Origin of the sequence: Aureimonas frigidaquae (assembly GCF_001463905.1) — a bacterium.
In the GTDB taxonomy this organism is placed as follows: Bacteria; Pseudomonadota; Alphaproteobacteria; order Rhizobiales; family Rhizobiaceae; genus Aureimonas; species Aureimonas frigidaquae.
The window spans coordinates 1-17,599 of sequence record NZ_BBWR01000008.1 but is presented as its reverse complement, the minus strand read 5'-3'; the positions used below and the strand labels follow the sequence as shown (position 1 = coordinate 17,599).

The 17,599-nt window shown below is 65.9% G+C and carries 24 protein-coding genes and 1 tRNA gene; 13 read left to right on the top strand and 12 right to left on the bottom strand.

Going from position 1 to position 17,599, the window contains the following annotated elements; genetic code table 11:
• Window positions 1-19: 19 nt before the first annotated feature.
• The 5 genes from AUL30_RS08275 to AUL30_RS19285 form a co-directional block, all read right to left on the bottom strand.
• Window positions 20-844 (bottom strand): inositol monophosphatase family protein, encoded by an 825-nt coding sequence (locus AUL30_RS08275; protein ID WP_062227416.1) that lies wholly within the window; start codon window positions 842-844, stop codon window positions 20-22.
• Between the two features lie 100 nt (window positions 845-944).
• Entirely contained in the window at window positions 945-1,508 is a 564-nt protein-coding gene (gene efp, locus AUL30_RS08270; RefSeq protein WP_062227415.1) for an elongation factor P, read from the bottom strand.
• A gap of 96 nt (window positions 1,509-1,604) precedes the next feature.
• On the bottom strand, window positions 1,605-2,597 hold the full coding sequence (locus AUL30_RS08265; RefSeq protein WP_062227414.1) for a tetratricopeptide repeat protein: 993 nt from the start codon (window positions 2,595-2,597) through the stop codon (window positions 1,605-1,607).
• The gene (locus AUL30_RS08260) at window positions 2,594-3,274 is read right to left on the bottom strand and encodes a thiamine phosphate synthase (protein ID WP_244490755.1); all 681 of its coding nucleotides are present in this window, start codon (window positions 3,272-3,274) and stop codon (window positions 2,594-2,596) included. The genes AUL30_RS08265 and AUL30_RS08260 overlap by 4 nt, the downstream gene beginning before the upstream one ends.
• A 71-nt stretch (window positions 3,275-3,345) precedes the next feature.
• Entirely contained in the window at window positions 3,346-3,522 is a 177-nt protein-coding gene (locus tag AUL30_RS19285) for a YdcH family protein (RefSeq protein WP_083507778.1), read from the bottom strand.
• A gap of 226 nt (window positions 3,523-3,748) precedes the next feature.
• Between AUL30_RS19285 and AUL30_RS08255 the strand changes: the two genes are divergently transcribed.
• The 5 genes from AUL30_RS08255 (at window position 3,749) to AUL30_RS08235 (ending at window position 6,540) form a co-directional block, all read left to right on the top strand.
• Complete coding sequence (locus tag AUL30_RS08255; RefSeq protein ID WP_062227413.1) at window positions 3,749-3,952, top strand: YdcH family protein; 204 nt, start codon at window positions 3,749-3,751, stop codon at window positions 3,950-3,952.
• Window positions 3,949-4,446 carry a 5-(carboxyamino)imidazole ribonucleotide mutase gene (gene purE, locus AUL30_RS08250; RefSeq protein WP_062227412.1) on the top strand — a complete coding sequence of 166 codons (498 nt, stop codon included), beginning with the start codon at window positions 3,949-3,951 and terminating at the stop codon, window positions 4,444-4,446. Before AUL30_RS08255 ends, purE begins: the two co-directional genes overlap by 4 nt.
• Window positions 4,443-5,552 carry a 5-(carboxyamino)imidazole ribonucleotide synthase gene (locus AUL30_RS08245; RefSeq protein ID WP_280137390.1) on the top strand — a complete coding sequence of 370 codons (1,110 nt, stop codon included), beginning with the start codon at window positions 4,443-4,445 and terminating at the stop codon, window positions 5,550-5,552. The genes purE and AUL30_RS08245 overlap by 4 nt, the downstream gene beginning before the upstream one ends.
• A 128-nt stretch (window positions 5,553-5,680) precedes the next feature.
• Complete coding sequence (ykgO, locus tag AUL30_RS08240; protein ID WP_060603123.1) at window positions 5,681-5,806, top strand: type B 50S ribosomal protein L36; 126 nt, start codon at window positions 5,681-5,683, stop codon at window positions 5,804-5,806.
• An 83-nt stretch (window positions 5,807-5,889) separates the two neighbouring features.
• On the top strand, window positions 5,890-6,540 hold the full coding sequence (locus AUL30_RS08235; protein WP_062227411.1) for a tetratricopeptide repeat protein: 651 nt from the start codon (window positions 5,890-5,892) through the stop codon (window positions 6,538-6,540).
• Between the two features lie 130 nt (window positions 6,541-6,670).
• Here the strand turns inward: AUL30_RS08235 and AUL30_RS08230 are convergent, their stop codons facing one another.
• The 3 genes from AUL30_RS08230 to AUL30_RS08220 form a co-directional block, all read right to left on the bottom strand.
• Entirely contained in the window at window positions 6,671-7,186 is a 516-nt protein-coding gene (locus AUL30_RS08230) for a DUF1697 domain-containing protein (RefSeq protein ID WP_062227410.1), read from the bottom strand.
• Between the two features lie 124 nt (window positions 7,187-7,310).
• A complete protein-coding gene (gene pyk, locus AUL30_RS08225) occupies window positions 7,311-8,747 on the bottom strand; it encodes a pyruvate kinase (RefSeq protein WP_062227409.1) in 1,437 nt (478 codons plus the stop codon).
• A complete protein-coding gene (locus AUL30_RS08220) occupies window positions 8,744-9,214 on the bottom strand; it encodes a DUF1036 domain-containing protein (protein ID WP_062227408.1) in 471 nt (156 codons plus the stop codon). Before AUL30_RS08220 ends, pyk begins: the two co-directional genes overlap by 4 nt.
• Before the next feature lie 116 nt (window positions 9,215-9,330).
• Here AUL30_RS08220 and AUL30_RS08215 point away from each other — a divergent pair, with 116 nt between their 5' ends.
• On the top strand, window positions 9,331-9,636 hold the full coding sequence (locus AUL30_RS08215) for a DUF1244 domain-containing protein (RefSeq protein WP_062227407.1): 306 nt from the start codon (window positions 9,331-9,333) through the stop codon (window positions 9,634-9,636).
• A gap of 149 nt (window positions 9,637-9,785) precedes the next feature.
• Window positions 9,786-10,037 (top strand): DUF2312 domain-containing protein, encoded by a 252-nt coding sequence (locus AUL30_RS08210; protein WP_157070038.1) that lies wholly within the window; start codon window positions 9,786-9,788, stop codon window positions 10,035-10,037.
• 51 nt (window positions 10,038-10,088) lie between these two features.
• On the opposite strand, the gene AUL30_RS08205 is transcribed toward AUL30_RS08210, so the two are convergent.
• Window positions 10,089-10,448 carry a flagellar export protein FliJ gene (locus AUL30_RS08205; protein WP_062227405.1) on the bottom strand — a complete coding sequence of 120 codons (360 nt, stop codon included), beginning with the start codon at window positions 10,446-10,448 and terminating at the stop codon, window positions 10,089-10,091.
• 391 nt (window positions 10,449-10,839) lie between these two features.
• Between AUL30_RS08205 and ctrA the strand changes: the two genes are divergently transcribed.
• A complete protein-coding gene (gene ctrA, locus AUL30_RS08200; protein ID WP_062227404.1) occupies window positions 10,840-11,535 on the top strand; it encodes a response regulator transcription factor CtrA in 696 nt (231 codons plus the stop codon).
• A gap of 103 nt (window positions 11,536-11,638) precedes the next feature.
• Here the strand turns inward: ctrA and chpT are convergent, their stop codons facing one another.
• Window positions 11,639-12,277, bottom strand: coding sequence for a histidine phosphotransferase ChpT (gene chpT, locus AUL30_RS08195; protein WP_062227403.1), 639 nt, complete (start codon window positions 12,275-12,277; stop codon window positions 11,639-11,641).
• 233 nt (window positions 12,278-12,510) lie between these two features.
• Here chpT and AUL30_RS08190 point away from each other — a divergent pair, with 233 nt between their 5' ends.
• Window positions 12,511-13,089 carry a DUF1134 domain-containing protein gene (locus AUL30_RS08190; RefSeq protein ID WP_062227402.1) on the top strand — a complete coding sequence of 193 codons (579 nt, stop codon included), beginning with the start codon at window positions 12,511-12,513 and terminating at the stop codon, window positions 13,087-13,089.
• A 116-nt stretch (window positions 13,090-13,205) separates the two neighbouring features.
• A complete protein-coding gene (locus AUL30_RS08185; protein ID WP_062227401.1) occupies window positions 13,206-14,009 on the top strand; it encodes a hypothetical protein in 804 nt (267 codons plus the stop codon).
• Here the strand turns inward: AUL30_RS08185 and AUL30_RS08180 are convergent.
• The gene (locus AUL30_RS08180; RefSeq protein ID WP_306302735.1) at window positions 13,972-14,790 is read right to left on the bottom strand and encodes a TrmH family RNA methyltransferase; all 819 of its coding nucleotides are present in this window, start codon (window positions 14,788-14,790) and stop codon (window positions 13,972-13,974) included. The genes AUL30_RS08185 and AUL30_RS08180 overlap by 38 nt on opposite strands.
• Before the next feature lie 112 nt (window positions 14,791-14,902).
• Here AUL30_RS08180 and AUL30_RS08175 point away from each other — a divergent pair.
• From AUL30_RS08175 to AUL30_RS08165, 3 genes are all read left to right on the top strand, one after another.
• Window positions 14,903-14,977 (top strand) — tRNA-Glu (locus AUL30_RS08175).
• A 173-nt stretch (window positions 14,978-15,150) separates the two neighbouring features.
• Complete coding sequence (locus AUL30_RS08170; RefSeq protein WP_062227399.1) at window positions 15,151-15,498, top strand: hypothetical protein; 348 nt, start codon at window positions 15,151-15,153, stop codon at window positions 15,496-15,498.
• Window positions 15,499-15,617: 119 nt separating this feature from the next.
• Window positions 15,618-16,355, top strand: a complete 738-nt coding sequence (locus AUL30_RS08165) for an outer membrane protein (RefSeq protein ID WP_062227398.1) — start codon at window positions 15,618-15,620, stop codon at window positions 16,353-16,355.
• A gap of 600 nt (window positions 16,356-16,955) precedes the next feature.
• On the opposite strand, the gene AUL30_RS08160 is transcribed toward AUL30_RS08165, so the two are convergent.
• On the bottom strand, window positions 16,956-17,599 hold a 644-nt coding region (locus AUL30_RS08160; protein WP_244490753.1), incomplete at its 5' end, for a virulence factor family protein.

Genomic DNA, 17,599 nt, shown 5'->3' with positions numbered 1-17,599 from the left:
TTTTTGCGCAGCCGCCCGGTCAGGCGCTGCGACCGGCCGCGCGGCGATAGGCTTCGTCCGCCTTTTTGAGCTCCGCCACCATGGCGCGCAGGATCAACTCGTTGCCGCATGCAAGCTCGCCCGACATATGGTCGAAGCGGCCGCCATCCATGGCGCTGACGAAACCGCCCGCCTCGCGGACGATGATTGAACCGGCGGCGATATCCCAGGGCAGGACGTTGCGTTCCCAGTAGCCGTCCAGCCGGCCGGCCGCCACGTAGCACAGGTCCAGCGCCGCCGCGCCCATGCGCCGCACGCCCGAGCTTTCGCCCATGATCTGGCGCATTTCATAGAGGAACTGGCCATGGCCGGCCTTGCCCAGGAAGGGAATGCCCGTCCCGAACAGGGCTTCGGGCAGCTTCTGCCGGGCCGCCACGCGGATGCGCCGGTCGTTCATGAAGGCCCCGCCACCGCGCTCGGCGGTGTAAAGCTCGTCCTGGACCGGATTGAAGACCACCCCGGCCACGATCTGCCCGTCGCGCTCCAGCGCGATCGAGACGGCGAAGATCGGGATGCCATGCAGGAAGTTCGTCGTGCCGTCGAGCGGGTCGACGATCCAGCGGTGCTGGCTGTCCTTGCCCTCGATCGCGCCGCGCTCTTCCATCAGGAAACCCCAGTCCGGGCGGGAGCGGGACAGTTCCTGGAAGACGATCTCCTCGGCCTTGCGATCGGCGGCGGAGACGAAGTCGGCAGGCCCCTTCATGGAGACCTGGAGATTCTGCACTTCGCCGAAATCGCGGATCAGCGAGCGCCCCGCCTTCATGGCGGCCTGCGTCATCACATTCAGAAGGGCGGAACGGGCCATGATGTCGTATCCTGAGAGAAGCGGCGCCGGCCGCGCGCGATACGGTGCGCGGCGCGGCCGGCGGGTGCCTTGAAGCCTTTGGCGGGCGAAGCGGCGCGCGTCAGTCGGCGCGGCGGATATAGGTGATTTCGTTCGTATCGACGATGATCCGCTCGCCCGCTTCGATGAAGGGCGGGACCATGACGCGGATGCCGTTTTCCATCGTCGCGGGCTTGTAGGAAGAAGCCGCCGTCTGGCCCTTCACGACCGGATCGGCCTCGGCGATCGTCAGAACGACCTGGTCGGGCAGCGAAATGCCGATCGGGCGCTCCTCGTGGCTTTCCACGGTCACCTTCATGCCGTCCTGCAGGAAGGCCGCGCGGTCCCCGACGAAATCCTTCTGCAGCTCGAGCTGCTCATAGGTTTCGTTGTCCATGAAGACCAGCATCTCGCCCTCGGCATAGAGGAACTGGTAGTCCTTCTGTTCCAGGCGCACGCGCTCGACGGTTTCGGAGGCCCGGAAGCGCTCGTTCAGCTTGGTGCCGTCGATGAGGTTCTTGAGCTCGACCTGGTTGAAGGCGCCGCCCTTGCCGGGCTTCACATGGTTGGTCTTGACGGCGGCCCACAGGCCACCATTGTGCTCGATCACGTTGCCGGGACGGATTTCGTTGCCATTGATCTTCATGGGGTCGCTCGACGTTTGCAAAGAACCGGGGTGCGCCCGCACGGACGGCCCCTTTGCTGGGCTGAAGACCACAAAACCGCTTGTGTTACAAGCCGGTCAGCTTGCCCCGAAGCGGTTCGCCGCCTCGAGCGCGGCTTTCTGCTCCTGCGCTGGCAGCGATCGGAAGAAATTGTCGAGCGCGGGGTCCGCGTTGCGGGCCCGCCGGGCCAGGACGGTCCACTTGGCTGCCTCGGCGCGGTCGGCGGCAACGCCGATCCCATCCTTGTACAGGTGGGCGACGCGGTTGACGGCGATGGGGTTGCCGCGGTCGGCCGCGGCCTTGAGCCAGCGGAAGCCGTCATGCGGGGCCGCCGGGCCGCCCCGTCCGTTGATAAGCCAGATCCCGAGTTCGATCTGCGCCGTGTCATGGCCCTGCCGTGCCGCCTCGCGCAGCCAGAAGCGGGCGGTGATGTCGTCCCGCGCAGTGACACCGCGGCCGTTGGCATAAAGCTGCGCCAGGGCATATTGCGCATCGGACAGGCCGGCATCGGCCGCGACCTCGAAATAGCGCAGCGCATCGGCAAAGCCGCCCGTGGGCGCCCCCTGAATGAGCATCTGGCCGTAATTGAAGGCCGCCAGCGGCAGGCCGGCATCGGCGGCACTGTGCATCAGCGTGCGCGCTTGCGCCGGATCACGGGCCACACCCTCGCCCTGCAGCAGCATCAGCGCATAGCGGAACTGCGCTTCCGGCCGCCCGGCCTGTGCGCTCAGCCGGTACCAGCGGGCGGCGTTCTCGACATCCAGGGGCACGCCCTGCCCGCGCAGCGACAATTCCGCCACCAGCGACTGGGCGGCCGCATCGCCCATATGGGCGAGCGGCTCGGCGATGCGAAAGGCCGACAGGTAGTAACCCTTCTGGTAGGCGCTGAAGGCGGCGAGCATGTCGGCGCCGCCGGTCACCGGGCTGTCCAGCGGGCTGGGCAGAGCGGGCCGTTCCACGCGGGCGGCCGTCTCGTCCGCCGCCAGCGCCTTGGGCGCCGCGCCCGCCGACAGTGCAGCGAGCGCAAGGGCAAGGAGCGCAGGAACTGGGGCCGTCCGCGGCTGCCTCATGCCACAGCGCTCCCCTCCGCGCCATTGCGCAGCACCGCGTCGAAGACAGCATTCGCCGCGGCCACGGCCGCCGCTTCCTGACCCTGGACGCCAAAGACGGCGCGCGACAGAAGGATGAATTCGGCCCCGCTGTTCGCAGCATCCTCCAGCGTGTCGAGCGACGCGCCGCCGGCCAGGATGACAGGCAGTTCCACGATGTCGGCCCACCAGGAGGCCAGCGCCAGGTCGGCGGCATCGGCAGCATCGCCGGCTTCGGCCCCGATCTCTCCGAACAGGATGTAGTCGGGCATGCGCTCGCCGGCTTCCAGCGCTTCGTGGCGCGTGGCAAAGCCGGACGCCCCGACGATCTGGCGCGGCGCAAAGCGGGCGATCGCCTCGCCCAAGGCTTCGAGATCGCCGCCGCGCACATGCAGGCCATCGGCCTTCACGCGGCCAGCGCAGCGCGTATCGTCGACGATGATGGCCGCCGCACCGGCATCCTGCGCCAACGGCACGAGACGCTCGGCCAGATCCTGGAAGGCGGCATCGCCGCGTCCCGCCGGGTCGATCAGGACGCTCGCCACATCCCCGCCCGACAAGGCGCGCGCCAAGGCGCGCTCGCCGGCATCGCCATCGGGCAGGAGAGTGGTCGCCAGCACGAGGCGCGGGCGCACGATTTCGACGGTCGGTTTGGTCACGGGAACACTTCTCGAAAATAAAAACGGCGCCATTTCGGCGCCGCTCAGTGTCGCATCTTGCGGGCTGCGGATCAATTCGCCGCAGATGACCGGAGACGTTCGATCTCGTCCTTGAGCATGAGCTTGCGGCGCTTGAGTTCGGCCAGCTCCTCGTCCGAGCTCGCCGGACGGGTGCGGAGCGCCGCGATTTCGCTGTCGAGTGCAGTGTGACGCTGTTCCAGCGTCTCGAGATGCGTCTCAAGGGACATTCAGGACTCCTTCGTGTTTCCTCTCGCTGCGGCGGGCCGTACCGTGGCCGGACCGTGCCGTACGCCGGAACCGTGCCGACCGCATCGACGACCCTCCCATAAGCTTGGGTCGGCGGGAATGGGGTGCAAGATCATTCTTTGAGAATTTTGTGACGACTGGTATTTGCTGCGACAAGGGCGTGCCGCAGCCGTGGCGCGCGGCAGCATTTGTCAGACCGGGGGACAGATGGCGGATCAGGAACAGGCATCCTTGCGACTTCAGGTAGCAAGGCTGCGGCAGGACCACGCCGATTTCGATGCGGCAATCGATGCGATGGAGACGACCGGTTGTGACCGGTTGCAGATCCAGCGCATGAAAAAGAAGAAGCTCGCGGTCAAGGATCGCCTGCAGGACCTGGAGGACCAGATCCTGCCGGACATCATCGCATGAGCGCGCCCGTGTCGATCATCATGGGAAGCCAGTCCGACTGGTCGACCATGAAGCATGCCAGCGAGACCCTCGACACGCTCGAAATCGCGCATGAAAGCCTGATCGTCTCGGCCCACCGCACGCCGCAGCGCCTCTACGACTTTGCCACCGGCGCCCGGGCACGGGGCGTGAAGGTGGTGATCGCCGGGGCCGGCGGTGCAGCGCACCTGCCCGGCATGACCGCGGCCATGACGCCGCTGCCCGTCTTCGGCGTGCCCGTCGAAAGCAAGGCCCTGTCAGGACAGGACAGCCTCCTGTCCATCGTGCAGATGCCCGCCGGCATACCGGTCGGCACGCTGGCGATCGGCCGGGCGGGCGCGATCAACGCGGCCCTGATGGCCGCCGCGGTTCTGGCCCTCAACGATCCCGCCCTTGCCGAACGGCTGGATGCCTACCGCCAGCGGCAGACGGAAACGGTTGCCACGCACCCCGTGGACGGGGAGCCGGCACGGTGAGCGAGACGACGGCCCCGACCTCCCCCCTGCCCTTCGGCGCGACGATCGGCATCGTCGGCGGCGGCCAGCTCGGCCGCATGCTGGCATCGGCCGCAGCGCGCCTCGGCTACCGCACGGCGGTGCTCGATCCGGACCCGGACTGCCCCGCCGCCCAGACTGCCAACAGCGTGGTGGTCGGCGCCTACGGCGATGCGCAGGCTCTGGCGGAACTGGCCCGCCGCAGCGATGTCATCACCTTCGAATTCGAGAATGTGCCGGTGGAGCCGCTCCGCCGGCTCGAGCGCATCAAGCCCGTCCACCCGCCGGTCGCCGCCCTGGAAGTGGCGCAGGACCGGGTGACGGAAAAAGCGTTCCTGAACGGCATCGGCATCGCCACGGCGCCCTGGCGCGCCGTCGACGATGCGGCCGAGCTCGAGCATGCGCTCATCGACCTTGGCACGGACGCCATCCTGAAGACCCGCCGGCTCGGCTATGACGGCAAGGGCCAGATGCGCCTGGCCCATGACGCTCCGACCGAGGGCGTCTTCGAGGCGATCGGCGGCGTCGCGGCGATACTCGAAGGGCGAATCGCCTTCGAGCGCGAAATCTCGATCATCGCGGCGCGCGGCGTCGATGGCAGCATCCGCGCCTTCGACCCGGCCGAGAACGTTCACCGCGACGGGATCCTGCATTCCAGCACCGTGCCGGCCGACGTGTCCGGCGCGGTCGCACAACAGGCCGCGCGGATCGCCGGCAGCATACTGGAGCGGCTCGACTACGTCGGCGTTGTCGGGGTGGAGTTCTTCGTGGCCGCCGATGGGCAGCTTCTCGTCAACGAGATTGCGCCGCGGGTCCACAATTCCGGCCACTGGACCGAGGCGGCCGCCACGATCTCGCAGTTCGAGCAGCATATCCGCGCGGTGTGCGGCCTGCCGCTGGGCGATCCGCGCCGGCACAGCGATTGCGTCATGGAAAATCTTATCGGGGATGCGGTCGAGCGGGCAGCGTCCCTCTGTGCCGAGCCCGACGTCATGCTGACGCTCTACGGCAAGGCGGAGGCGCGCGCAGGCCGCAAGATGGGCCATTTCACTCGGATTCTGCCGCGCCAGGCCCCGCGCGGAGATTGACAAGCACGCTTGGCGCGTCTATCCCCTGCGCCATCCAAAGGCGCTTCGGGAACGGGGCGCCATTTTTAACGCGACGGCATGATTTAGGATTGATCGTCGCCTGTCCAACATACCGACGGTCGAGTGTCATGAAGATCAAGAATTCCTTGAAGTCGCTCAAGGGTCGCCACCGGGCAAACCGCATGGTCCGCCGCAAGGGGCGCATCTACATCATCAACAAGCAGGCCCCGCGCTACAAGGCGCGCCAGGGCTGACGCTGGCAGGCCGGCCCGGCTTTCTGTCGGGGCTGCCCGCAAAGTTGCTTTGACGAAGCGCATGAGCGGTCTAATATCCGCGCATGCGCTTCGTTTCGTTTCTGCCCCTTCTGTGCCTCTTCGCCGCCGCAGCGCCTGCCGCGGCACAGGAGGCTGCTCCCCGCGCGGCACCGGAGATCGAGGCGATCGCACCGGACGGCCTGCTGCCGCCCGATGATTCTGCGCCGCCGCCAGCCATCGCCCCGATCGACAAGCCGGCGCGCCTCGATGCGCTCTTCGACGATCTGCGCCGGGAGCCACACCGCGCCCGTGCCGAGCGCATTGCGCGGCAGATCCAGTCCATCTGGAACGACAGCGGCAGCCCGACGGTCGATCTTCTGCTCACCTGGTCGGAAAAAGCGATTTCGGACGACAAGCTCCCCGTCGCCTTCGATCTGATCGAAGAGGGCGCCGCGCTGCAGCCGGAGAATCCGGAAATCTGGAACCGCCGCGCCATGCTGAATTTCCGGCGCGGCCAATACGGCCTGGCGATTGCCGATGTGACACAGGTCCTGGCGCGGGAACCCCGCCACTACCCTGCCCTGCTCGGCCTTGGCGCCATGCTGGAGGAGCTCGGCCGCGACAGGGCGGCGCTGGAGGCCTATCGCCGCGCGCTCGACGTCTATCCCACGCTCAAGGATGCGCAGGACGCCATGGCGCGGCTGGCCGACAAGATGGCAGGCGAAAGGGCGTGAGCCGACGGGTTCGACGGCCCGCCCTACGTACGCTTTGATCACGCACGGTCGATAGAGCGGCCGACCTGTTGGCAAGACTGCCGCAACGCTGACCACGGAACGATGATCCGCTCCGCTGCCGATACTGGGTTCACGCGCGCGGGGCTGCCATAGCGGCAAGCTTGCCGACCGTCTTCATGTTCCGCGCCGTCCCGTGCTTTGCGCCCGGTATGCGAAGCCGGGAGCCGGACATGCCGTCCGGATAGAGCACGAACATCTCGCGCCGTCCCACCCGTAGCTGTTCGTTCCGGAGTCCCGTCACGCCCTCCAGCGGATCGACAGGCAGCGGCCCGTCCACGAAGAGCGCCATGACACGATTGCCCGGCGCGTCGCAAAACGGGTTGCGAGCGAGCGTGTCTGCCATCTCGGCCGCACTCCGCACGATCACGCCGACTTGCCTGCCGGCATAGGCCTGCAGCCGATCCTCGAGCGCCGATCGCACGCGATCCTCCGGCGCATCGCTTTGAAAGACGACATTGCCGCTGGCGATATAGGTTCTCACTGACACAAACCCGGCCGCCTGACACATCTGCGCCAGCGCTGCCATCGGCAACGTGCCGGTACCGCCCACATTCACGGCGTGAAGCAGGGCGCAATAGACCGTCATACCGGGTGCCCCGATCCTGGATCGACCGTGCCGCGTGGCAGGCGCCGAGGGCAAATCCTGCTGGACGGCGCCTCACCCCTGCAAACGAACCCTGCGGCCCGTTTGCAGGAGTGCGAGCCGCCGGTCAGACGGCGGAGAGGCCGTCGGAGCCGATATAGGCGATGCGCAGCATGTTGGTGGCGCCGGGGGTGCCCAGCGGCACGCCGGCCGTGACGATGATCCGCTCGCCCGGGCGGGCATGGCCCTGTTCCACGGCGACGCGGCAGGCCTTGTCCACCATGCCTTCCAGATCGGTCGCATCATCGGCCAGAACGCAATGCACACCCCAGGCAAGGCACAGCCGACGCGCCGTGGCGACCTTGGGCGACAAAGCGAGAATCGGCAGAAGCGGCCGCTCGCGGGAGGTGCGCAGCCCCGTGGTTCCGGTGGAGGTGTAGGTGACGACAGCCGCCACGCTGAGCGTCTCGGCCATCTGCCGTGCGGCCAGGGAGACGGCATCCGCGCCCGTGGCTTCCGGCTGGGAGCGCTGTGCCGAAATGATGCTCGCATAAAGCGGGTCGCGCTCGATCTGGCAGGCGATGCGATCCATCATCTCCACGGCTTCCACCGGGTAGTCGCCGGCTGCCGATTCGGCCGACAGCATGATCGCGTCGGCGCCCTCGTAGACAGCGGTGGAAACGTCCGAAACCTCGGCGCGCGTGGGCACCGGCGCGGTGATCATGGATTCCAGCATCTGCGTGGCCACGACGACGGGCTTGCCGGCCTTGCGGGCCGCGCGGGTGATGCGCTTCTGGATGCCCGGCACCGTCTCGAGCGGCAGCTCGACGCCGAGATCCCCGCGCGCCACCATGATGGCGTCGGACATTTCGATGATCTCGTCCAGCCGCTCCACGGCCTGCGGCTTCTCGATCTTGGACAGGAGGCTGGCGCGGCCGCGGGCGACCTTGCGCGCCTCTGCCAGGTCTTCCGGGCGCTGGATGAAGGACAGGGCGATCCAGTCGACCTCTTCCTCCAGGACGGCGAGAAGATCGGCGTGGTCCTTCTCTGTCAGGGCGCCGGTGGCGAGCGTGGTATCGGGCAGGCTGACGCCCTTGCGGTTCGATATGTTGGTGCCGGCCACGACGACGCATTCGATGCGCTGCCCGTCGGACGCCACGGCGCGAAGCTGCAGACGCCCATCATCGATCAGGAGGCGATGGCCCGGACGGACCGCTTCCAGGATTTCGGGATGCGGCAGGTAGACGCGTGTCGCGTCGCCCGGCTCGGGATTGCCGTCCAGGGTGAAGGTCTGACCGGCCTTCAGTTCGACCTTGCCGTCGGCAAAGGTGCCGACCCGCAGCTTCGGGCCCTGAAGATCCGCCAGAATGCCGATGGGCCGCCCCACTTCGCTTTCCACCTTGCGGATGCGGCGGACCAGCTCGCGCATCAGATCATGGCTGGAATGGCTCATATTGATGCGGAACACATCCGCTCCCGCCTCGAACAGCCGCTTGATCATGACCTCGTCGGAGGAGGCGGGACCCAGGGTGGCCAGGATCTTTACATGGCGATTGCGCTTCATTGCTCTGCACTGCTCCCGCTTGGGGTTTCGGTCAGCTGCACCATCCAGCTGCCTTGCTGGCCGGTGTCATACTCCCGAAAACCCATTTCCTGAAACCCGCGTGCAAAACAATCTTTCACATCGACGACGCGAAACTCGTTCTCGGCGATGCACATCTGAACATCGCCGGCCCAGCGGCTGCGCCCCTGGTCGTCCTCGGCATAGAGGTAGTAGAATCGGGACTTGAGATTGCCTTCAACCACCGATCGACAGGCGGAGGGCGGGATGCGCCACCAGCCTTCGCTGATCCACCCTTCGGCATCCCGGTAGCCGATCGCCACGCCTACCAGGGTCTGCGTGCCGTTGCAGACGCGGAAGTCGGCGCGCGCGGCCGACGGTGCGGCCAGGCTGGCCGTGACCGCGACGCCGGCGATGATGAGGCCATTCCGCACCGTGCCGCGCCATGCTTCTGTCACCCGGAAAGACATAAGTACAACCTCCACGGTAGAGGACCGGGCGGCGGACCCTCTGGCCGCGCCGCCTCAACGTTGAACCGGCGTCGGCGACACGAGTATCGACCGACGGCATGAAAGGAAAGAGCGAGATGGACGAAAGCACGAAAACGCGAATCGCCTGGGAAGCCGCCGCCTTTCGGCGCCTGCGCCAGCATTTGATGGAGCGTACCGACGTTCAGAACATCGACCTGATGAACCTGACGGGATTCTGCCGCAACTGCCTTTCCGACTGGTACAGGGAGGCAGCCGAGGAATCGGGCGTTCCGATGACCAAGGAAGCCGCACGCGAAAATTTTTACGGCATGCCCTATGACGAATGGCGCGCCCGCCACCAGACGCCGGCGGAGCCGGCGGCCAGGGACGCCTTCGAACGCAACCGCCCGAAGGGCGAATAGCGGGCCATCAAGCATATCGTAACCAATCGCCGTCATCGACGGCGTTCTCGTCGCGCGGCTTTTCTGCTATCGGCACGCCAACCGAAGACCGTATACGGGCCGCCCCGCCGCGACGCGCCCGAACCATGGAAGTATAAGGAACGCGAATGATGGATTCCCCCGCAGATACGAACGTGGCCGGCGAAGAGCTGCGCTCCTTCGTGGAGCGCATCGAGCGGCTGGAGGAAGAGAAGAAGACGATCAGCGACGACATCAAGGACGTCTACGGCGAGGCCAAGTCCCGCGGCTACGACGTGAAGGTGCTGCGCAAGATCGTCTCCCTCCGCAAGCAGGACGCCAACGAGCGTCAGGAACAGGAAGCGATACTGGACCTGTATCTCCAGGCGCTGGGCATGTCCTGAGCCCATGCCCGCCGGCCCCGGGCAAGAAACGGGGCCGGGCGACGGGCATCGTCAGGCCGTGGCCCGGCGATCGTCCTGGCCAAGATCACGCAGTTCGAGCTTCTCGGCATTGGCGTATTCGGCCTCGGCCTCGTCCAGGGCCAGGCGCGCGGCGTCAAGCTGCACACGCAGCTCCTGCACCGAATTCATCAGATTGTCCCGCCGCACCCGCGCCGCCTTGGCGAAGGTCGGATAGGCGAAGTGGGTGATGTCGGTGATGCCGGAGCGCTTCTCCTCGCTCGCGATCTGGGCGTCCAGCTCGGCGGCCATGCGCTCGAACTCGGCCATCATCAGATCGAGCTGATCGACCTGCCGACGCTTCTCCCCGAGTTTGAAGCGTGCGAGGCGCACGAGATTTTCACGCTTGGCCATGCGAATCGTCCCGGTTCTGGGGCGTCGGCCGGTTTGACCGTCGCCGGTTGTTCACTCCGCGCCACCGGCCTCGGACAAGGCTCGGCCGATAGGACTTAACGGTCTGTTTACGCGCACCGTTAATCATAGGTCTTAGTCTTTAAGGCCGGGTAAACCGCGCCGCCATGCCGCTCCAAAAGGGCAAGCAGGGCAGCGCGAATGCCCTGCGGGGACGGACCCGGCGCCGGCGCGGATACGCGTTTGGGTTGTTGGGAATCAATGAATTCAACCCGTTCCCGACCGGGTCTTAAGAGGATTGTTAACCAATCCATGTCACGGTTCGGAAAACTGGATGAATCAGACCTTAATTCGGCGAGGGCCGCCCGGCCGAATTGACTGAGAGGGGAACTGGATGCGCGTTCTTTTGATCGAGGATGACAGCGCGATTGCTCAGAGCATCGAGCTGATGTTGAAGTCCGAGAGTTTCAACGTGTACACCACCGATCTCGGTGAAGAGGGCGTCGATCTCGGCAAGCTCTATGATTACGACATCATTCTCCTGGACCTGAACCTTCCGGACATGTCCGGCTACGAGGTTCTGCGCACGCTGCGCCTGGCCAAGGTGAAGACGCCGATCCTGATCCTGTCCGGCATGGCCGGCATCGAGGACAAGGTCCGGGGCCTGGGCTTCGGCGCCGACGACTACATGACCAAGCCGTTCCACAAGGACGAGCTGGTGGCCCGCATCCACGCCATCGTGCGCCGGTCCAAGGGCCATGCCCAGTCGGTCATCATCACCGGCGAACTGACGGTCAACCTCGACGCCAAGACGGTCGAGGTCAACGGCCAGCGCGTCCATCTGACCGGCAAGGAATATGCCATGCTGGAGCTTCTATCGCTCCGCAAGGGCACGACGCTGACTAAGGAAATGTTCCTCAACCATCTCTATGGCGGGATGGACGAGCCCGAGCTGAAGATCATCGACGTCTTCATCTGCAAGCTGCGCAAGAAGCTCGCTACGGCGACCGAGGGCAAGAATTATATCGAAACCGTCTGGGGTCGCGGCTACGTGCTGCGCGACGAAGAGGGCGAGACGCAGGCCGCCTGACCGGCGCTGCCGTCCGCGAGCCAGGCTGACTTACAAAAGAAGGGCGCGCGACCCAGCCGGTCGCGCGCCCTTCTTCGCGTCTGAGGATGGCCTTCGCCGGCCTTCAGCCGAGGCGACCCGATACCGTGAAGACGGCCGTGTCCCCCTCCTGCCGGAGTTGGACGTCGAGCCCGGTCTCCTGCGCCAGGAGAAGGGCGTAATAGGGCTGCACGCCATGCGCATCCACGGGCTCTTCGTCGCGCCCTTCCAGAAGCGCCACGAAACGTGCCGGCACGCGCAGCGGCTGGCCCTGCGCCGTCAGGACGATGTCGACATCTGGCCCGACGGAATTGAGGTCGATCGTCACGGACGGGCCGCGCGGCACCGAGGCATTGGCCACCAGGAGCAGGTTCAGGATCAGCTTGGCGATGTTCTTCGGAACATAGGCACGGGTGCCGTTCCAGGTCAGCTCCGCGCGTTCGAACTCCATGAAGCCCCGCGCCACCGCCTCCGCATCGCCAAGATCGATCTCGGCCGCGGTGGAGCCCGATGCGCCATAGGCGATGCGCGCGAATTGCAGCTTGGCGACCGCGCTGCGTGTCGATTTGCGCACCAGGCCCATCGACTCCTCGTCATTGGGGAATTCGTCGAGGAGCTCCAGCCCGCTCTGCACGGCGCCGACCGGCGAGATGATATCGTGGCACAATCGGCTCGCCAGGAGTGCGGCCAGATCGGGCGCGGACAGCGGGGGCAGTTCGTTCATGGGCGGGAGGGTCCCTTTTTCTCGTCTTGTCTTCGGCGGCGCGACTGCTGCGCCCTCGGCGCGCGAATCGCCTTTGGCGCGAAACTAGAGCCTTTCCGCGCCCGAGGGAACAAACCGGCCGGGCCGGTTCCGGCGGCACCCTCAATAAAATGAGGTATGGTACGTTAGCGAAATAAAAACCTTGAGGTGTTTCCCTTTCAGTCAGGCTTGAACGATTGAAAAGGAAGCGCGCGATGGTCTCGATCCTGAGGCAGCTTCGCCTTTTCGGCGCAATGCTTGCGGCGACAATATTGGTTGCATTCGCGGGTCCTGCCGCGGCGCAACAAAGCAACGGCTATTCGATCGAAGAGGTCGTGGCGCAAGGCCACAACTTCTTCGGCACGACGGCGGGCGGCCTCGCCTCCGTCGTCGAACATGCCTTCCAGCAGAACGGGGTTCCCAACGGCTACATCCTCGGCGAGGAAGCGGCGGGCGCTTTCATCGGCGGCCTTCGCTACGGCGAGGGCACGTTGTTCACGAAGAATGCGGGCGAACACCGTGTGTACTGGCAGGGGCCGTCCATCGGCCTCGATGCCGGCGGCGACGGCGCCCGCATGATGGTCCTGGTCTACAACCTGCCATCGATCGATGCGATCTATGGCCGGTTCGGCGGCGTCACCGGCAGCGCCTACCTTGTCGGTGGGCTGGGCATGACCGTGCTCCAGCGCGACAACGTGACCCTCGTCCCCGTCAAGACGGGCGTGGGCGCGCGGCTCGGCATCAATATCGGCTACCTCAAGATCACGCCGACGCCGACCTGGAACCCGTTCTGATACGAACGGACGTGCTGCAGGGCGAACCGCGGGGACTTGCCCCCGAAAGAGCCGGATGGCACCAGTGGGGCGCCCATGCGGGCGCCCTTTTCGCCGTAGATGAAGAGTTGTGACCCATGCTTGCCCCGGCGCTGATCTTCATTCTCGGAGCCCTGGTCGCCACGCTCGGCGCCCTCCTGATGGTCCCGCTCGTCTGGCGCAAGGCCCAGAGCCTGGCCTGGCGCGAGGCCGAAGCATCCCTGCCCATGAGCCTGCCGGAAATCCGCGCAGAGGCGGACAAGGTCAGGGCCGAGGCTGCGATGCGCATTCGCCAGCAGGATATCCTGGCTGATACGGCCAGGGAGGAAGCGCGTGTCGCTCGGGCGCAGGCGGGCCGGCTTCAGGCGCGGCTGGTCGAAGCGGCGGCGCCTTTGCCTCTATCCCTCGATCAGGCTGCCCGGCCCGATCCCGCCGCCACGCTGGATGCGCTGCGCGCAAGCCCCCCGGCCAATGCCGACGAGATCGAGGCGCTGAACCGCCGGCTCGAGACGATGGACGAGGATTCGGGCGAGCAGCGGCTGCTGCTGGCCGCAGCGCTCCTGCGGATCGAACAGCTGGAAGCTGAACTCGTGGCCGCACGTCGGCAGGCCAGGCCCGCGCCGCGGCCTGCGCGGGATATGACAAGCATCCTGCAGGATGGCCGCTTCCGCGCGGAAATCGAAGCCCTGGGGGCCATGCCGGACGACCCGGCCAACCGTGCCGCCATCCGCGACAAGCTGGACGACATCGCCGTTGCGGTCACGGTTCTTGCGGCGAAGGACAGCCCCCCGGGGTCTGAGCTCGACAGGCTCCTGACCGCCGCCGCCGCATCCAAGGAGGATGTCACCGGGCGCCTGGGCGGGCTTATCCTTCGTCAGGCGCAGCAGAACGTTCCGTCGTAAACACATGATGCAGGGCGATCGCGGCCGCCGCCGCGACGTTCAGGCTGTCGAGCCCGCCGGACATGGCGATGGACAGGCCCTGACATTGCGACAGGACCGATTCCGGCAGCCCCTCCCCTTCGCTTCCGAAGAACAGCGCGCACCGCGCCGGCGCTGCCCATCGGTCCAGCCGCTGCTCGGCAGCCGGGGTCAGGGCCATGCAGGCATAGTCAGCGGCCAGGAGGTCGCGGACGATCTCCTCCGCCGATCCGCCGCGCCAGAAGGGTACCGTCAGGACCGTCCCGACCGAAACCCTCAAGGATTTGCGATAGAGCGGGTCGCAGCATTGCGCATCCAGGATGATCGCGCGGACACCGAAGGCGGCGGCGTTGCGAAAGATGACGCCCATATTGTCGTGGTTCGACAATCCGCAGGCCACGACGATGGTCCCCCGATCCGGCAAGGCCCCGGCGCCGGCCCCGGCCCCGCGCACTGCGCCGGAGCGGCGCCCCTGCGCCAGAATGCCGCGATGGACGTGAAATCCTGCGATCGTGTCCATGACCGGCTGCTCGACCACATAGACGGGCGCCGACATGGCGATGCCTGCATAGCGACGCGCAAACCCTTCCTGCCTGTGGCGGGAGACGAGAAAGGCGACGGGCGCGAACTCTCTTGCGCGCAGGAGGTGGTCGATGACAACCACACCTTCAGCGATGAAATCGCCCTGGCGCACCAGATCGCGCTCGCGAATCTGCGCGAAAGGAGCCAGGCGCGGGTCATCCGCGCGATCGATCGCCACCATGTCCATGCCGCCTGATGGCCCATCCCGGCACGGCGATCAAGCAGGCGCGAAAAGCCCGGCGAAGGACTTGCCAAGCCGAAACGTTCCATCTATATCGGCCCAACACCGACGGGCGCCCATCGTCTAGCGGTTAGGACGGCGCCCTCTCACGGCGCAAACAGGGGTTCGATTCCCCTTGGGCGTACCACCTCTATCCTTCCTCGTTCGTTGATGGTGCTATCCGGTGCGCTGCCGACACGCGCTCCGGTTCCGGCCGTTTCTGTTCCAGCCACGCGTCTCTTCCCTCGCCGATCTCACGCAGTGCTATCGAATCGGCGCGATCCACTCTATCTGGAGTTTAGAACAAAAGGAGAACACGCCATGCCCTCGGGACGATCCTACCAGCGCGATCTGATGGCGCCCGACGGCGCCTATACATGGCTGCAAAAGAAGGTCTTCGTTGCCCTGCGCATGGGGCTGCAGGACATCCCCGTCGACATGCGGCGCTGCTACGCCGAATTGAAGCTGAGAGGCGGCACGACGATGGACGCCATCGCCGTCCAGCAGCGGATCGCCGACCACCTGACCATGGCCGTTCTTCAGAGTGTCGCCATTTCCGAGCGCGCAGATGTGCCTGTCGGACACTCCGCCCGCTGCAATGCGCGAGACCCCGAGCCGATGGAAGAGGCGCCTACCCGAACGTTTTTCAACCCACGATCCTCCGTTTGATGCAGGGCAGCAACACACGCTATTTTCAACCAAAGGATATCCTTCAAAGGTTATTGAATCTTAAGAGATACGGTGACATCTGCTTGTCGTGAAATCCGCAGAACAAAGGGTTATCCACGATGCGCATCTTCAAACTCACCATGTCGGCTGCAGCCTTCTCGCTCGTCGCCATCGCTTCGGCGCAGGCCGCGGACGTCGTCTTCGAAGAGCCGACCGCTCCGGTCGCCCCGGCGCCTGTCGCTGCCTATGACTGGAACGGCGCATATGTGGGCGCCTTTGCCGGCGGCGCCACGGGCGATGCGACCATCGATTACACCTATACGGGCGCGCCCGCGTCCAACGAAGCGAAGTCGGACCTGTCGGGCTTCCTGGGCGGCCTTCAGGCCGGCTACGACGTGCAGTTCGATCAGCTCGTCGTCGGCGTCCGCGGCAGCGTCGCCTATTCCACTGTCAAGGCCAAGGTGACACTGGACGGCACGACCGACGTCCCGCTTGAAGACAAGTTGACTTATCTTGCCACGGCCGGCGCACGCGTGGGCTTCGCGCTCGACCGCTTCCTGCCTTATGTTCATGGCGGCGCCGCATTCGGCTCTTCCAAGGCCAGCTACACCACAAGCACCGAAACGAAGCTCGACGACGTTTCGAAGATCGGCTGGACGGCTGGCGTCGGCGGCGAATATGCGCTGACGGACACGGTCTCGATCGGCGCCGAATATGGCTATGTCGACCTCGGCAAGGACAAGATGGACTTCGCCAAGGGCGCCACGCTGGCATCGACGCTCGGCGCGGCCAATCTCTCGGCCAACGAAGACCTAACGCTCCATACCTTCAAGGCTTCGGTCAACTACCGCTTCTAAGACGGCCAGTCTGCAAAGAAGGGGCTCCGCCATGTGCGGGGCCCTTTTCGTTTGTTGACCCCTGATCGGACGCATCCGGCCTTGTCACGCCGTCTGACGGTAAAGCCAAAGCTACAAGCTTGCTTCACACGATAGCGATGCTCCGCTCGGCATGGGCTACCGGTCCCGTACAGTGATCGAACAGCCGATAAGAGACAGAGCCGATCAATGGCGGCCAAGCTGCTCGACCAACAGATAAGCCCTTGCCCGTCAGCGCCCTTGTCCCGTCTCCTCGGTTCGTTACAACGCAGCCGAGTATAGGCTGTGCAACAGCTCGCGCCTGCAATACGCGTTCAGCGGCCGGCGCCGTTGGCCCGGCGCATCTCGCAAGACTGCGTAGCGTGCAAGCCGCGAACACCCCGGCTCCGCGATCCATTTCTTCATTCACCGCTGACTGGCCAAGCATGCTGCTTACGCCTGAAAGCCCGGCAAAGGGACGGGTTGGCATACGGTAGGCCACCGACCCGCTTGCCGGTCCCGTCCAGCACCGCGCCATCGCAGTGCCTGTAAAAAATTTCTACAAACCCGTGCCCGCCTGCAGGCGGCTGGCTGGCCCGTCGGTCAGCTCTTGCCGCCCAGGATGATCGCCCGCAGCTTGGCGGCCAGGGCGTCGTAATCCTCGTCGAAATGGTGGCCGCCGCCGGTCTCGATCTTGCGCGCCGTGGCGATAGAGGGCGCCGTGCAGGCGGTTTCGTCGTCTTCTTCGCCATAGACGCAAAGAACCTTGTCCTGGGGCAGCGCCGCCACGGCGGGAACGACCTGCTTCTCGCCCGTCGCCATGCCGAACCAGCCGCCCACCGAGATTTCGAAGCCGGTCTTTTGACCCGGCGCCAGAAGGGCGATCAGATCGGTGCGGTCGCGCCAGGCCTTGGGTATGCTCGGCCAGGCGAAGGGCAGCGTATCGGCACCGAAGGAATAGCCCATGATGGCCACCGGAACGTCCTTCGGAATCATCGCATTGTCCAGGATGGCGCCGATATCGTCGCCCATCTGCTGCGGCGTTTTCTCGGACCAGAAGTAGCGGAGCGAATCCACCCCGATGACGGCGATCCCGTGCTGGGCGAACCAGTCGCCGATGGACTTGTCGAGATCCCGCCAGCCGCCATCGCCGGAGAAGAACAGCGCCACGGCCTCCGTCTTGCCGGCCGGCCGGGACGCGATGATCGGCATGGCGGTCGCGTCGCGCTCAGCCAAGGCAAGGGCGG

Bases quoted from the DNA above. Each gene is read 5' to 3' on its own strand.
- AUL30_RS08275 (WP_062227416.1), bottom strand. From the start codon at position 844: ATGGCCCGTTCCGCCCTTCTGAATGTGATGACGCAGGCCGCCATGAAG.
- efp (WP_062227415.1), bottom strand. From the start codon at position 1,508: ATGAAGATCAATGGCAACGAAATCCGTCCCGGCAACGTGATCGAGCAC.
- AUL30_RS08265 (WP_062227414.1), bottom strand. From the start codon at position 2,597: ATGAGGCAGCCGCGGACGGCCCCAGTTCCTGCGCTCCTTGCCCTTGCG.
- AUL30_RS19285 (WP_083507778.1), bottom strand. From the start codon at position 3,522: ATGTCCCTTGAGACGCATCTCGAGACGCTGGAACAGCGTCACACTGCA.
- AUL30_RS08255 (WP_062227413.1), top strand. From the start codon at position 3,749: ATGGCGGATCAGGAACAGGCATCCTTGCGACTTCAGGTAGCAAGGCTG.
- purE (WP_062227412.1), top strand. From the start codon at position 3,949: ATGAGCGCGCCCGTGTCGATCATCATGGGAAGCCAGTCCGACTGGTCG.
- ykgO (WP_060603123.1), top strand. From the start codon at position 5,681: ATGAAGATCAAGAATTCCTTGAAGTCGCTCAAGGGTCGCCACCGGGCA.
- AUL30_RS08235 (WP_062227411.1), top strand. From the start codon at position 5,890: ATGCGCTTCGTTTCGTTTCTGCCCCTTCTGTGCCTCTTCGCCGCCGCA.
- AUL30_RS08230 (WP_062227410.1), bottom strand. From the start codon at position 7,186: ATGACGGTCTATTGCGCCCTGCTTCACGCCGTGAATGTGGGCGGTACC.
- pyk (WP_062227409.1), bottom strand. From the start codon at position 8,747: ATGAAGCGCAATCGCCATGTAAAGATCCTGGCCACCCTGGGTCCCGCC.
- AUL30_RS08220 (WP_062227408.1), bottom strand. From the start codon at position 9,214: ATGTCTTTCCGGGTGACAGAAGCATGGCGCGGCACGGTGCGGAATGGC.
- AUL30_RS08215 (WP_062227407.1), top strand. From the start codon at position 9,331: ATGGACGAAAGCACGAAAACGCGAATCGCCTGGGAAGCCGCCGCCTTT.
- AUL30_RS08210 (WP_157070038.1), top strand. From the start codon at position 9,786: ATGGATTCCCCCGCAGATACGAACGTGGCCGGCGAAGAGCTGCGCTCC.
- AUL30_RS08205 (WP_062227405.1), bottom strand. From the start codon at position 10,448: ATGGCCAAGCGTGAAAATCTCGTGCGCCTCGCACGCTTCAAACTCGGG.
- ctrA (WP_062227404.1), top strand. From the start codon at position 10,840: ATGCGCGTTCTTTTGATCGAGGATGACAGCGCGATTGCTCAGAGCATC.
- chpT (WP_062227403.1), bottom strand. From the start codon at position 12,277: ATGAACGAACTGCCCCCGCTGTCCGCGCCCGATCTGGCCGCACTCCTG.
- AUL30_RS08190 (WP_062227402.1), top strand. From the start codon at position 12,511: ATGGTCTCGATCCTGAGGCAGCTTCGCCTTTTCGGCGCAATGCTTGCG.
- AUL30_RS08185 (WP_062227401.1), top strand. From the start codon at position 13,206: ATGCTTGCCCCGGCGCTGATCTTCATTCTCGGAGCCCTGGTCGCCACG.
- AUL30_RS08180 (WP_306302735.1), bottom strand. From the start codon at position 14,790: ATGGTGGCGATCGATCGCGCGGATGACCCGCGCCTGGCTCCTTTCGCG.
- AUL30_RS08170 (WP_062227399.1), top strand. From the start codon at position 15,151: ATGCCCTCGGGACGATCCTACCAGCGCGATCTGATGGCGCCCGACGGC.
- AUL30_RS08165 (WP_062227398.1), top strand. From the start codon at position 15,618: ATGCGCATCTTCAAACTCACCATGTCGGCTGCAGCCTTCTCGCTCGTC.